Origin of the sequence: Pseudomonas sp. PDM28 (assembly GCF_019219115.1) — a bacterium.
GTDB lineage: Bacteria > Pseudomonadota > Gammaproteobacteria > Pseudomonadales > Pseudomonadaceae > Aquipseudomonas > Aquipseudomonas laurylsulfatiphila.
This window is the reverse complement of record NZ_JAHUWG010000010.1, coordinates 355483-368805: the sequence shown is the minus strand read 5'-3', so window position 1 is coordinate 368805 and position 13323 is coordinate 355483. Positions and strand designations below refer to the sequence as shown.

13 protein-coding genes and 1 pseudogene are annotated in these 13323 nt (G+C 61.7%); 6 read left to right on the top strand and 8 right to left on the bottom strand.

Going from position 1 to position 13323, the window contains the following annotated elements; all coding sequences use genetic code 11:
* Positions 1 to 481 precede the first annotated feature (481 nt).
* From KW841_RS23740 to KW841_RS23730, 3 genes are all read right to left on the bottom strand, one after another.
* On the bottom strand, positions 482 to 1351 hold the full coding sequence (locus KW841_RS23740; protein WP_007975765.1) for an oxaloacetate decarboxylase: 870 nt from the start codon (positions 1349 to 1351) through the stop codon (positions 482 to 484).
* A gap of 142 nt (positions 1352 to 1493) precedes the next feature.
* The gene (gene astA, locus KW841_RS23735; RefSeq protein ID WP_218480013.1) at positions 1494 to 2528 is read right to left on the bottom strand and encodes an arginine N-succinyltransferase; all 1035 of its coding nucleotides are present in this window, start codon (positions 2526 to 2528) and stop codon (positions 1494 to 1496) included.
* 55 nt (positions 2529 to 2583) lie between these two features.
* Complete coding sequence (locus KW841_RS23730) at positions 2584 to 3600, bottom strand: arginine N-succinyltransferase (protein ID WP_218480012.1); 1017 nt, start codon at positions 3598 to 3600, stop codon at positions 2584 to 2586.
* A 710-nt stretch (positions 3601 to 4310) separates the two neighbouring features.
* On the opposite strand from KW841_RS23730, the gene KW841_RS23725 reads away from it, so the two are divergent.
* Both KW841_RS23725 and cobF read left to right on the top strand, forming a co-directional pair.
* Positions 4311 to 4883 carry a histidine phosphatase family protein gene (locus KW841_RS23725; protein WP_218480011.1) on the top strand — a complete coding sequence of 191 codons (573 nt, stop codon included), beginning with the start codon at positions 4311 to 4313 and terminating at the stop codon, positions 4881 to 4883.
* The gene (gene cobF, locus KW841_RS23720; protein ID WP_218480010.1) at positions 4883 to 5638 is read left to right on the top strand and encodes a precorrin-6A synthase (deacetylating); all 756 of its coding nucleotides are present in this window, start codon (positions 4883 to 4885) and stop codon (positions 5636 to 5638) included. The genes KW841_RS23725 and cobF overlap by 1 nt, the downstream gene beginning before the upstream one ends.
* A gap of 149 nt (positions 5639 to 5787) precedes the next feature.
* On the opposite strand, the gene ftrA is transcribed toward cobF, so the two are convergent.
* A complete protein-coding gene (gene ftrA, locus KW841_RS23715; RefSeq protein WP_218480009.1) occupies positions 5788 to 6762 on the bottom strand; it encodes a transcriptional regulator FtrA in 975 nt (324 codons plus the stop codon).
* A 101-nt stretch (positions 6763 to 6863) separates the two neighbouring features.
* Here ftrA and KW841_RS23710 point away from each other — a divergent pair, with 101 nt between their 5' ends.
* Positions 6864 to 7298, top strand: coding sequence for a rhodanese-like domain-containing protein (locus tag KW841_RS23710; RefSeq protein WP_218480008.1), 435 nt, complete (start codon positions 6864 to 6866; stop codon positions 7296 to 7298).
* Positions 7299 to 7472: 174 nt separating this feature from the next.
* Here the strand turns inward: KW841_RS23710 and KW841_RS23705 are convergent, their stop codons facing one another.
* Positions 7473 to 8111 carry a type 1 glutamine amidotransferase gene (locus KW841_RS23705; protein WP_218480007.1) on the bottom strand — a complete coding sequence of 213 codons (639 nt, stop codon included), beginning with the start codon at positions 8109 to 8111 and terminating at the stop codon, positions 7473 to 7475.
* 330 nt (positions 8112 to 8441) lie between these two features.
* On the opposite strand from KW841_RS23705, the gene KW841_RS23700 reads away from it, so the two are divergent.
* The 3 genes from KW841_RS23700 to KW841_RS23690 all read left to right on the top strand — a co-directional run bounded on the left by KW841_RS23700 (position 8442) and on the right by KW841_RS23690 (position 11410).
* Entirely contained in the window at positions 8442 to 9221 is a 780-nt protein-coding gene (locus KW841_RS23700) for an ABC transporter substrate-binding protein (RefSeq protein WP_007975754.1), read from the top strand.
* Positions 9222 to 9389: 168 nt separating this feature from the next.
* A complete protein-coding gene (locus KW841_RS23695) occupies positions 9390 to 10502 on the top strand; it encodes a succinylglutamate desuccinylase/aspartoacylase family protein (RefSeq protein WP_218480006.1) in 1113 nt (370 codons plus the stop codon).
* Positions 10503 to 10693: 191 nt separating this feature from the next.
* Positions 10694 to 11410 carry an alpha/beta hydrolase gene (locus KW841_RS23690; protein ID WP_218480005.1) on the top strand — a complete coding sequence of 239 codons (717 nt, stop codon included), beginning with the start codon at positions 10694 to 10696 and terminating at the stop codon, positions 11408 to 11410.
* 3 nt (positions 11411 to 11413) lie between these two features.
* Here the strand turns inward: KW841_RS23690 and KW841_RS23685 are convergent, their stop codons facing one another.
* The 3 genes and pseudogenes from KW841_RS23685 to KW841_RS23680 all read right to left on the bottom strand — a co-directional run bounded on the left by KW841_RS23685 (position 11414) and on the right by KW841_RS23680 (position 13303).
* Positions 11414 to 11980: a hypothetical protein gene (locus KW841_RS23685; protein ID WP_102674911.1), complete on the bottom strand. Its 567-nt coding sequence runs from the start codon at positions 11978 to 11980 to the stop codon at positions 11414 to 11416.
* A 276-nt stretch (positions 11981 to 12256) separates the two neighbouring features.
* A pseudogene (locus tag KW841_RS30160) lies at positions 12257 to 12334 on the bottom strand (glutathione S-transferase family protein); the annotation flags it as partial.
* A 51-nt stretch (positions 12335 to 12385) separates the two neighbouring features.
* Positions 12386 to 13303 (bottom strand): DMT family transporter, encoded by a 918-nt coding sequence (locus tag KW841_RS23680; protein WP_218480004.1) that lies wholly within the window; start codon positions 13301 to 13303, stop codon positions 12386 to 12388.
* Positions 13304 to 13323: the final 20 nt, after the last annotated feature.

Sequence of the window (13323 nt, the reverse complement as noted above, 5' to 3'; positions counted from 1 at the left end):
GTTCAACAGAAATCAACTGTGGGAGCGGGCTTGCCCGCGATGGCGCAGTGTCAGGCAGCAGGGATGTTGGCAGTGAAGGCCTCATCGCGGGCAAGCCCGCTCCCACAAGGATCTGGGGTGAATACAAGATTTGTGTTCAACAAAAACCAACTGTGGGAGCGGGCTTGCTCGCGAAGGCGCAGTGTCAGGCAGCAGGGATGTTGGCAGTGAAGGCCTCATCGCGGGCAAGCCCGCTCCCACAAGGATCTGGGGTGAATACAAGATTTGTGTTCAACAAAAACCAACTGTGGGAGCGGGCTTGCCCGCGATGGCGCAGTGTCAGGCAGCAGGGATGTTGGCAGTGATGGCCTCTTCGCGAGCAAGCCCGCTCCCACAAGGATCTGGGTGAATACAAGATTTGTGTTCAACAGAAATCAACTGTGGGAGCGGGCTTGCCCGCGATGGCGGCGTGTCGGGTCACACTGTCAGTGGCATGAAACCATCACTCCTTCACGCTCATGAACTCTTCCGCGTAGCGGATGTATTCCTCAGGTTGCGTGTAGGTGTGAGTCAGCTCGGTCGCGCTCAGGTCCGACGTCTGGGTGAGGATCTGGCGTTGCTCGCGCAGGCTGTCGTAGGTCGCCTTGATCGCGGCGAAGTAGGCGCCATGGCCGTCGATGGTCACGCGCACGCCCAGTTCGGCCAGGCGCTTGTCGTCGCGCAGCAGCGGGTTGCCGTAGGTCACCAGCATCAGCGGCACGCTCAGGTGCTCGGCGATCTGCTCCAGATGGTCGAAGTCCTTGACGCCCACCATGCAGATCCCGTCGGCCCCGGCTTGCTGGTATTGCCGGGTGCGGCTGATGATTTCCTGCACCGGTAGAATCCCGGCGTGGGTGCGGGCGATGATCGCCATTTCCTTATCGCAGCGGGCTTCCAGTGCCGCGCGGATCTTGCCGACGCCTTCGGCGACCGTGATCAGGTCGGTGGATTTGCGGCCGAACTGCGCGGGCAGCAGGGTGTCTTCAATGGTCAGCGCGGCGACGCCGGCGCGTTCGAGCTCGACGATGGTGCGCATGACGTTCAGCGCGTTGCCATAGCCGTGGTCGGCGTCGGCAATCACCGGCAACTGGGCAACGCGGCCGATGCGGGTGGCCTGTTCAGCGAACTCGCTGAGGGTGATCAGGGCAAAGTCGGGGGCGCCCAGCACCTGCAGCGAAGCGACCGAGCCACCCAGGATCCCGACTTCGAAGCCCAGGTCGGCGGCGATGCGCGCCGACATCGGGTCGAACACCGAGGCCGTGTGGTAGCAGGTGTTGGAAGCGAACAGTTGGCGAAAGTTGCGGCGCAAATCTTGATGGGAAAGCCTGGACATATGAGTTCCACCAATGGAATGGAAGGGCTTGAGCAAAAGTGTCAACGCCGAAGAAATAAAAGGCTATCACGCGCGCAGGGGGAGAATGATGACGAATTTGCTGGGTAAGCCGGATTGACGCCTGAGGTAGCAAGCTGATAGGTCACGCCGCTGCGGCCTGGTGCCGCTGGTTGAGCAGCGGTACGGCGCGCACCGAGTCGCCAGGCTGCAGTTGCAAGCGCTTGGCGGTCAGGCGATCGACCACCAGGCTGCTGCCCGCCAGTCGGGCCGGGACGCAGGTAATGCGGCAGTTTTCCAGGCGCCGATTGTGAATCAGCCAGAGCGGGTCGTTGGCGTCCGGCGAGCCGATGGCCAGTTGCAGCGGTCGGCTGTCGCACACGGTGCGGATACCGGAAACCGGGGCCTCGATGACCGGTCCGCCGTCGAAGATATCGATATGGCCGTTGTGGGCAAAACCTTCGGCGCTGAGGATTTTCAGGGCCGGCTCGGTATTCGGGTGGGGCTTGCCGATCACCGCCTGGGCCTGTTCGGTGAGCAGGCAGGTGTACAGCGGCTGGCGTGGCATGAGTTCGGCGATGAACGATTTGTTGCCTAGCCCGGACAAGTGATCGGCATGGCTGAAATCCATCTTGAAAAAATGCCGGCCGAGGCTGTCCCAGAACGGTGAGCCACCGCGTTCGTCGGTACTGCCGCGTAATTCGGCGATCAGCCGGTTGCCGAACAGCTGCGTGAACTCGGCCACGAACAACAAACGCCCGAGCGAAAGCAAACGACCGTTGCTTCCCTGGCGCTGATCGGGGCGCAGGTACAACGAGCAGACTTCCGATTGCCCGGTCAATTCGTTGCTCAGGAACAGGGTCGGGATCTGGCGCTGGATACCCAGGTCCGCGCAAGCACTGACCGTCAGCCCGACCCGGTAATTGTACCAGGGCTCACGCAGACCGATTCCACCCGTCAGGGCGCTGACGCCCACCACTTGCTGCTCGTCGTCCTCGAGCACGAACAGGTAATCGGCATCGGCCCGATCGACTTGCCCGGCGAAAGTGCGTTGGGCCCAGCGGATCCGGTAGGCCAGGCGTTCTTCGTCGGCCGGCAGGCTGGTGAGTCCGGGGCTGGCCTGACGCACCAGCGTGAACAAGGCGGGCAGGTCGGTGATCTGGACCGGACGGACAATCATGCGGCTGTTCCTTGTTCATGGGGATTCGGGCGTTGGCGTTGACCCAGGCGGGCACTCACAGGGCGATCAGCCTGACCGGGTTGCCTTCGGTGACCTTCAACGCCGTGCACATGGCTGCATCCAGCGTGACAGGTTGCCCGGCGATGTAATCAAGATCGGCGACGATGGCCCGATAGTCCGTCAAGGACTCGTTGCTCACCAGATAGCTGCCCCGGGCATCGTTCACCGGGCCAGGCTGCGTGAGGCCGCACTGGCTGTGGGCGATGGACCGAATGCCCGAGGTGCGCGCATGGAGCGTCGGGCCGCCATCGAACAGATCGATGTAGCTGTTGGTTTCGAAGCCTTCACGCTCGAGGATATCGAAGGCCTCCTGGCCATCGGGGTGAATGCTGCCGATGCAGTCCTGGGCCGCTTGCGGCAGCATGGGCACGTAAATCGGGTACTGCGGCATCAGTTCGGCGAGAAAGGTGCGGCTCTGCAGGCCGCAAAGCCGTTCGGCCTCGACATAGGGCAGGTCGAAGAAATGCTTGCCCACGGCATCCCAGAATGGCGAGTGCCCGTCATCGCTGCTGTAGCCGACGATCTCAGTGATCACCGTTGCGGAAAACCGCCCGGGATGGGCCGCGATGAACAACAGGCGCGCCCGGGACAGCAGTTCGGAGTGGGCGGTGCGTACCCGTGCGGCATCGATATGGAAGCCGCGCAGCAAGGTGTGGCCGCTGAGGTCGTGACACAACGACAAGGCCGGTACACCGTGCTCGATGTTCAGTTCCCGCGAGGCACTGGTGAAGTGCCGGTTGCGCAGGCTGTAGAACGGCTCGTCGTACCCCGCCGTGGCGAGGATTTCCGAGCAGCCGACCAGGTGCTGCGTCGCCGGGTCTTCGAGGACAAAGAAATAGTTTTCCGGGCCATGACCCTCGACGTCTTTCTCGAACGAGGCACAGGAATCGAGAATTTTTTCGCGCAACCGTTCGCTATCGTCGGGCAGGGATGTGACGCCCACCAGGCTTTCACGAGCCAGCTTCTGCAACCTTGGCAGGTCAGCCAACTCGACTGGACGCAAGACCAGCATGGAGATACTCCTGTATCAAACGATCCGGCGGTTTGAGCCGAACCTGACTATCACTGTCGGTTTTTCCACACATCGATTCGGTGGTCATCTGATCGTTGTCAGGCGCCACTTTTTTCTTGTCAGATGCTGCTTGGGATCTGCATTCAACGAGGAACGACCGGTTCGGCCGCTGGCGTTGCCGGGCCTGGCACATTGATCGGGTATTGGAGAAAGGGCATCCGGGCTCCTGCTGGATGAGCGTGGCACATGTTTTAACAGTCCGTTGAAAAGAGTATTTAATTATCGCGTGCTGCCTGTCTAGTTAATTTTCGCGTGGTCCGACCGTGCCCGAAAATGGGGCGAAGTGCCTGCAGCAAGGGGCTACGCCGATGTCGCAAAGTCTTGTAGGCAATTGCCTTGGTTGCAGTCAGCGATAACAGAAAATCTGCCGGGAAATGCCTGACGGAGTCCGCTTCAAACAGGAAAATTAAACGCCCCCAAGGCCTGATGCCAGTCAGTGCAAACCTTGTGGGAGCGAGCTTGCTCGCGATGACGGCTGGACAGTCAAACAAGGGGTGCCTGACAGTCTGCCATCGCGAGCAAGCTCGCTCCCACAATGTCCGGGGCTTAACTGATCGGCATTACCCCCAAGGCCTGCTTTCTTGCGGCACAATTGCCCGATGGCAGTCCCCTGACGCCGTTGTTCCTTTCCATCCCTGGAGTGATTGCCGGTGCAGGCGACCCGTTTAACCCTGATTTGTCACGCTCGAACCGTCGCACAGAAACTGGCGCGTTTTCCATTGGACGAACCTCTGGAGATGGATTGGCAAGCGCTCAGGCTTTCCCGTTGCAATCAGTTCAAGGGCGCTCCGCGCCTTGTCTGCGGTCCGGAACTGCGCACCCGGCAAACCGCTGAGCTTTTCAGCAGTGCTCCGGAAATTGTCGATGCGTTGAAGGACTGCGACGTCGGGCGTTGGGGCGGTGTGCGCATCGGCGAACTGCAAAAAACCGACCCCGGGATGCTCGAGCATTGGCTGGGGGATCCGGCTTCGGCTCCCCACGGTGGCGAGTCGCTGGTGCAATTGGGCGAGCGGGTGGGGGCGTGGTTGACCGCGTTGCAGTCGACGCCCGGGCACATCGTTGCCATTACCCATCCCTTTGTCATCCGCGCCGCTCTGACGCACGTGTTGCAGGGAGCGGCGTCCAATATGATCGACGTCGAACCCCTGTCGGCGGTCGAGCTGAGGTTCCATGGCCGCTGGCGGTTGCGCTTGCCGGGCACCGACCCCGAGGACCTGCTGTGATGAAAAAACTCCTGGTCATCGGCATCGGCGCCGGCAATCCCGACTACATCACGATACAAGCGGTGAAGGCGCTGAATCAGGTCGACGTTTTTTTCCTCATGGACAAGGGCGAGAGCAAAGACAAACTCATCGACTTGCGGCGCGAAATCTGCGAACGCTACATCACCGACCCCGCTTACCGTTTTGTCCAGGCCCACAGTCCCGAGCGCGAGCGCGGTGAGGTGGACTACAGGAGCAGTGTCGACGACTTGAACCTGGCCAAACAGCAGACCTTCGAACGGCTGATCAATGAAGAACTGTCCGACAGCCAGTGTGGTGGTTTCCTGGTGTGGGGCGACCCCGCGCTGTACGACAGCACAATCCGTATCCTTCAGGCGATCCAGGCCTCGGGCGCCTGTGAGTTCGAGTTCGAGGTGATCCCCGGTATTACCAGCGTCCAGGCCCTGGCGGCACAACACAAGGTGCCGCTGAACCAGATTGGCCGCTCCGTTGAAATCACCACGGGCCGGCGGTTGGCGGCAGGGCAGGTGAGCGATGCCGACAGCCTGGTGGTGATGCTCGATGCTCAGGATGCCTACCATCAGGTGGCGGACCGGGACACCGAGATTTACTGGGGGGCCTATCTGGGGACACCGGACGAAATCCTGATCAGCGGCAAGCTCAAGGATGTGGCGGATGAAATCGAACGGGTGCGCAAGGCGGCGCGGCTGGCCAATGGCTGGATCATGGATACCTATCTGTTGCGCAAGCCTTGATCAGTCGGTGACCGGGCTGACGCCTTCGCGGGCAAGTCGGATCGCCGCACCGCCGCTCCCACAGGTTTTTGTGTTTTTCACACCATCTGTGTAACGCAGCAGATCCCTGTGGGAGCGGGCTTGCCCGCGAAGAGGCCCTCGAGAACACCTCAAAAACCAGCACTGCCCCCACGCCCAAACCGCTCCCGATACACCGATGGCGGCACGCCAACCACAGTGCGAAAGGCCACCCGAAAACTTTCCACCGAGCGATAACCGCAACGTTCGGCGATCTGTTCGGTGCTCTGGTCGCTGCTTTCCAGCAGCTCGCGGGCGCGGCCCAGGCGTTGCTGCTGCAACCAGGTTTTCGGTGACTGGCCGCTGGCTTCGGTGAAGCGACGCAGGAAGGTGCGTTCGCTCATGGCGGCTTCGCTGGCCAGGTCGCGCACTTCCAGCGGTTCGTGCAAACGCTCACGTGCCCACTGCATGACGCGGGAAAGATCGCTGCGCGGTGTAGGACTGACCGGCGTCGGAATGAATTGCGCCTGGCCGCCGCTGCGTTGTGGCGACATGACCAGGCGCCGCGCCACGGAGTTGGCCACTTGCGTGCCGAAATCCCGGGCCACCAGATGCAGGCAGGCATCGATGCCGGCCGCGCTGCCGGCGGAGGTGATCAATTGGCCGGAATCGACATACAGCACGTCCGGGTCCACCAGTATGCCGGGAAAGCGCTCGGCCAGTTCCGAGGTGTAGCGCCAGTGCGTGGTAGCACCGTGCCCGTCGAGCAACCCGGTGGCGGCGAGGACGAATACCCCGGAGCAGATCGACAGTAACCGTGCGCCCCGCGCATGGGCCTGGCGCAGGGCATCGATAAGCTCTGCGGGGACCGTGGCGTTGCGGTCGCGCCAGCCGGGAATGATGATGGTGCGGGCATCGGCGAGCAATTCCATGCCGCCGTCGGCCAGGACCTGGATACCGCCCATGGCACGCATCGGGCCTTGATCGACGGCGACGATACGATGTTCGTACCACGGGAAATCGAACTCGGGGCGTGGCAGGCCGAAGATCTCCACGGCAATGCCGAACTCGAATGTGCAGAGGCCGTCGTAGGCCAGAATCGCGACCTTGGTTGGGTTGGGATGCATTTGGCGGAAAATTCCCGATCGGTGTCTTGTGCGCCACTGTAGCCGCAAGTGCCTGGCGGATAAAGTCTCCCCACACCCACCGCCTCTTTGGAGTACAACCCATGACCAGTCTGGTTCGCGAAATTCCCGCCGCCCCATCGGCCATCGCCCTGATGCATTTCAGCAACCGTCTGACGTTCGAAACCGATTGTTCCGACGTCTACGGCAGCCAGCAGGCTGGCGAAGTCGATTTCATTCTGGTGGATGTGCGTGGCCCGCTGGCGTTCGAGCGCGGGCATGTACCGGGAGCGATCAACATTCCCGGGCGCTTGCTGACCGCCGAAGGTTTGGCCGGTTATCCGAAACACAGTTTGTTCGTGGTCTACTGCGCCGGGCCTCACTGCAACGGCGCCAACAAGGCGGCGGTGAAGCTGGCGGCCCTGGGTTATCCGGTCAAGGAGATGATCGGCGGCGTGACCGGGTGGCTGGATGAAGGGTTTGAGTTGAGTGTCACTGAGCCGCGGCTGGCCCGTGAAGTGATCGGTTGCGAATGCTGACCTTCAAACACTGTTGATCCCCGTGGCGAGGGGGCTTGCCTGTGGCGAGGGGGCTTGCCCCCGTTGGAGTGCGAAGCGCTCCCAAAACTCTCGACTATTAGTGAGATTCTGGGGGTTGCTGCGCAACCCAACGGGGGCAAGCCCCCTCGCCACAGGAATGTGCTTTGATCTGATTCAGCGACAGGCAGCGACCCACCACTCATCCAGTGTCGCCTGCAACCACGCCAACACCTCGGCGTAGGCTGCATCGTCCTGCGGCCCCCGTGGCAACGGCGACTCCTCGCCAAAATGCGCATTGAGCATAACCACCGACTCGGCGTTCCACTCCGGATGAAACTGCAACCCCAGCCGCGCCGGCCCGGCGCGGTACATCTGTTGCACACAGTGCTCGCTGCTGGCCAACAGTTGCGCCCCAGGCGGCAGGTCGATGGCGTCTTCGTGCCATTCGAGTACCTTCAGCGCTTGCCCATCGATGAAGCTCACCGTGGTCCATCCGGTTTCGCTCCGGTCCATGCGCCGTACATAGCCGCCCAGACTTAACGCCAGCAACTGAGCCCCCAGGCAGATGGCGAACACGGCCCCGCCCAGATCCAGACTGCCTTTGAGCCATTGCCGTTCGGCCGCAAGCCAGGCCGGGCCGGCATTGGACTCATAAGGCCCGCCCAACAGGATCACCGGATCGGCGCTGACGGGCGGCAACTGCCCCAGGTCGGCGCGAAACACCTTCAGCGTCAGCCCTCTGGACTCGGCCCAAAAGGCGATGGCACCCGGGCCTTCGGCGGGGTGGTGCTGGATCAGATTCAACGTGGGCATCGCGCTACTCTCGATGGGACGCAAGGGCGCCCAATGTGCCGTAAAACACCCGGTATCGCCAGCCGGCCCGTTGCGTCGGATGGCACCGAAAGAGCTGTAGTCCTGGTCTGAAAACGCGTTCTGTCCGACAGAGCTTGCATCGTCATGGCGCGTTCACCGCAATGACGCGATCCCGGCGCCACTTTTTTATAAGTATTTGTCGCCTTGGCGTAATTTACCCTCCTGTAGCCGCTCTAGACTGCCGGCCACTTCGGTTTCCGCTCACAAAGCAAGGACCGAACGCTGCCAATCGAAGCTGCCAATAAAAGCCTCCGCACACAGGAGTTATAAATGAAGAAGCTAGTGATGTTCGGTGCCCTGGCACTGTCGATGTTGTCCCTGACCGCCGTGGCTGACGACGCCAAGCCGATCCGCATCGGCATCGAAGCCGGCTACCCGCCATTTTCGATGAAAACCCCTGACGGCAAACTCACCGGTTTCGACGTGGACATCGGCGATGCCCTGTGCGAGCAGATGAAGGTCAAGTGCACCTGGGTCGAGCAAGAGTTCGACGGCCTGATCCCTGCGCTGAAGGTCAAGAAAATCGACGCCATCCTGTCGTCCATGACCATCACTGACGACCGCAAGAAGAACGTCGATTTCACCATCAAGTACTACCACACCCCGGCGCGCTTCGTGATGAAGGAAGGCACCGACGTCAAGGACCCGCTGACCGAACTCAAGGGCAAGAAAGTCGGTGTACTGCGCGCCAGTACCCACGACCGCTTCGCCACTGAAGTGCTGCAACCGGCAGGGATTGTCCTGGTGCGCTACGGCTCCCAGCAGGAAGCGAACCTGGACATGGTCTCCGGCCGCATCGACGCGCTGCTGGCCGACTCGGTCAACCTGGACGACGGTTTCCTGAAAACCGACGCCGGTAAAGGTTTTGCCTTCGTCGGCCCTGAGTACAACGATCCGAAATACTTCGGTGGCGGCGCCGGCATTGCCGTGCGCAAGGGCGATACCGCCCTGGCCGAGCAGTTCAACAAAGCCATCACCGAGATCCGCGCCAACGGCAAGTACAAGCAAGTGCAGGACAAGTACTTCAAGTTTGACGTTTACGGCGAGTAATCCAGCCGTTCGAGAAAGTGGCAGCCGTTGACGCGACTGCCACTTTTTTTATGCCAACACATTTCCCCTGTAGGAGCTGCCGAAGGCTGCGATCTTTTAAGCTGTTTAAAAAGATCAAAAGATCGCAGCCTTCGGCAGCTCCTACACATGGAACATCGGAGTCCCTCCATGCAACGCATCGACCACACACTTCCCTGGAGCCACCTGGGCACTGAGCGCACCCTCAGCGTGTTTCGTTATGGCGCGGGCCCGCGCAAGGTGTACATCCAGGCCAGCCTGCACGCTGACGAATTGCCGGGCATGCGCACGGCCTGGGAGTTGAAGAAGCGCCTGACCGAACTTGAACAACAGGGACAGTTGAACGGTGTGATCGAACTGGTGCCGGTGGCCAATCCCATTGGTCTCGACCAACACCTGCAAGGCAGCCACATGGGACGCTTCGAACTGGGCAGCGGCAAGAACTTCAACCGCTCGTTCGTCGAACTCAGCGCGCCGGTGGCCGAGCGGGTCGGTGATCGCCTCGGCAGCGATGCCCAGGCCAACATCGCGTTGATTCGCCAGACCATGGGCCAGGTCCTCGACGACTTGCCGGCGGCGACATCGCAGCTGGAGGCCATGCATCGCCTGTTGCTGCGCCATGCCTGCGACGCCGACATCACCCTCGACCTGCATTGCGATTTCGAAGCAGCGATCCACATTTATGCGTTGCCGCAGCACTGGCCACAATGGCGATCCCTGGCGGCGCGCTTGCAAGCTGGCGTGGCGCTGTTGTGTGAGGACTCCGGCGGCAGCTCGTTCGACGAGTCCTGTTCTTCGCCCTGGTTACGCCTGGCCCGGGCATTTCCGGCGGCGGCGATTCCCCCGGCCAACCTGGCGACCACGCTGGAGCTGGGCAGCATGGGGGACACTCGGGTCGACCAGGCCCGGGCCAATGGCGAGGCCATTCTCGGCTTCCTCGCCGAGCACGGTTTCATCTCCGGCACCTGGCCGGCGGCACCGGCTGACTGCTGTGAAGGCATGCCGTTCGAAGGCACCCAATACCTGTTCGCACCGCATCACGGCGTGGTCAGTTTCCTGCGTGAAGCCGGGGAATGGGTAGAGAAGGGCGATGCGCTGTTCGAGGTGGTCGACCCGTTGAACGACAAGGTCACCACCGTGCAGGCCGGCACCAGTGGCGTGCTGTTCGCCATCGATCGTGGGCGCTACACCCAGCCTGGCACCTGGCAGGCGAAAGTCGCCGGGCGTGAACCGATTCGGGTGGGGAAGCTGATCAACGACTGAGCCCGGAATTTTCTTTGTCTGTACTGGCCTCTTCGCGGGCAAGCCCGCTCCCACAGTGGATTTGTGGCGTTCACAAAACCTGTGGGAGCGGGCTTGCCCGCGATGACGGCATTCGCCTCACCGGAGATGTTCCTGCCTGATTCACAGTGTTAGGCTCTTGCGCGAATCCTGCATTCCGTGAAGGAAGACCCATGTTGAAGATTCTCGCGTTGCTCACGCTGTTGGCATCCACTGCCGTCCACGCCCAAACCCCGCTGCAAACCGACCTGCCACTCAAGTACCTGGCGCAAACCACCACCGATTCGAACCCTCAACCCCTGGTGATTTTCCTTCACGGTTACGGCAGTAACGAGCAGGACCTGTTCGGCATCAAGGACGACCTGCCCGCGTCCTACACCTACCTTTCGGTGCGGGCACCTTTGGTGATGGAGGCAGGCAGTTATCAGTGGTTCCGCAAGAAGGGCGAAGGGGCCTACAACGGTGAGACCGATGATCTGAAGTCCAGTGGCCAGGTGCTGCTGGACTTCATCGCACAGGCCGCAAAGAAATATCACACCGAACCCGAGAAGGTGTTCCTGGTCGGTTTCAGCCAGGGCGCGATCATGTCTTACGAAGTGGGCTTGCGGCACCCCGAAGCGCTCGGCGGGATCGCGGCGTTGAGCGGGCGGATTCTGCCAGTGCTCAAGGCCGAGCTCAAACCGGATGAAAAGCGCCAGTCGCTGGCGATTTTCATTGGTCATGGCGAGCAGGATAAACGCCTTCCCTACAGCGACGGTACCGAAGCCAACAGCCTGTTGCAGAGCGTGTCACTCGAACCCGAGTTTCACGGCTACCCCGGTGTCGGCCACAACATCAGCGCCGAAGAAATCCAGGACTTGAGCGCCTGGTTGCAGCGTCTTAACCCCTGAGCCTTATTTTCCGCTGACGATCTGTTTGATCAGGGTTTCATGGGCCGCCATGTCGCCAGGGCGGGAAATCACCTGGATCACCGCCATGCGGGTGCCGGAGGCGGCCATCAGCGTGGTGGTGAGGGTCATGCCACCGCCTTGCGTGGCAGTGCCGTCGATCTGGCGCAGGCCCAGCCCGGATTTCTGGGTCAGGGTTTTCTCGCTGAGCTTGTTGTAGTCGGGCAGGGACTTGTGTTGAGCCGCATCGAAGTCGGCCACGGTGCCATCGAGGAACCCGCCGTCGTTGTCCTTGACGCTGATGCCGTTGGGCAGGGTGTTTTCAGCGGCGATCACCACGGTCTTGGTGGTTTCATTGCTGTACAGGGTGCCGCTGGCACCGTCCGGGCTGGCCGGCAGCGGGTTGGCGATGAAACCCTTGGGCAGGTTGAAGGTGAACTTGCTGCCGAGCATCGAGACTTTCTGGGCGGGCGCATCGCTGGAAGTGGCCTTGGCGGCCTGCGCATTCAAAGCCCCCAGGCCGGTAGCGGCTGCCAGCAGCAGGACAAGGGCTTTTTTACTCAACAAAGACATCGGAATCTCCAGGGATGGGCGCGCGGTGGGGCGCGATCATCCCACGGAGGTTGTGCTGCATTCCAGCCTGCCCTACCGAGTGGTCACTTTGGCCGAGTGGCGATCTGGAGGTGAGGCGACTTTCATGTGGCGAGGGAGCTTGCTCCCGCTGGGCAGCGAAGCGGCCCCCTGCTTTCTTTCAGATGTACTGTGCAGGCAGGATTGGCGACTGCTTCGCAGCCGAGCGGGAGCAAGCCCCCTCACCACAGGCAAGCTCCCTCGCCACATTGATCACTCTTGCTCGCCCTTGAAGGTGTCGACGCCGATCAGTTCGTAGGGCGTTTGCAGTTCTTCGAGCAGCAGGGCAACTTTCATCGAGGCTGATGTTGAAGCAAAACGGTTCGATTGACGTACGGGGTCGTTGTTCTACTCGTGCGAAACCATCGAACGGGTTGCGGGTGCTTTTTCGGGCGCCTGTGCGGTGGCAATCACCGCGCCAGCGATGATCAGCAGCGCCGGCACGATCAGGATCGGGCTGGCATGGCCATGGCCGATGACGATCAGCAGCAAGGTCGAGATCAAGGGCGCCAGGTAGGACAGCGCCCCCAGCGTCGCCAGGTTGCCGTGTTTGGTGGCGTGGTCCCAGGCAAAGAACGCCAGGCCAGCCGGCCCCAGGCCGAGGACGACGATCGCCGCCCATTGATTGAGGTCAGGCCACACGGTGGTTTCGAAGGCCAGGTGGCAGACCAGCCCGGCGGCGGCCGACATGCCGCAGATGCCACCGATGATGCTGCTGGGCACGGCGCTGAAACGACGGTTGAACACCGAGTAGCCGGCCCAGATCAGCGCGCAGCCGAACGCCGCCAGATACCCGGCGACGGGCATGGTCGCCGCCGTGTGTGTGGCGCGTTGCTGCATGATGAACGCCGTGCCCGCCAGGCCCAGTACCGCACCGAGCACCTGGCGCTTGTGCAGTTTTTCGCCGGCGGCGAAGGCCGAGAGCAGCACCAGCATCAACGGCCACAGGTAATTGATCAGGCTGGCTTCGGCGGCAGGCGCGACCTTGAGCGCGAAAAAGTACAGCGCGTGATAAACGAAAATCCCGACGAAACCGGTGGCCCAGACAGCCCAGGGCTGGCGCCAGCTGCTGAACCCGCTCATGCCATGGCGGCCGAGGGTGATCAGGCTGGCGGCAAACGCCACGCCGAAACTCAAGGTCAGCAGTTCAAAGGGCGGGATGCCTTCAGTGAGGGTGGTCAACAACGCCAGGCAGGACCAGAGGAAGATCGCAATCACGCCCACGGCGGTCGCCGATCGGGCAGTGCGCAAGCGAGATGCAGTCATGTCTGTTCCTTCAGCGCTTA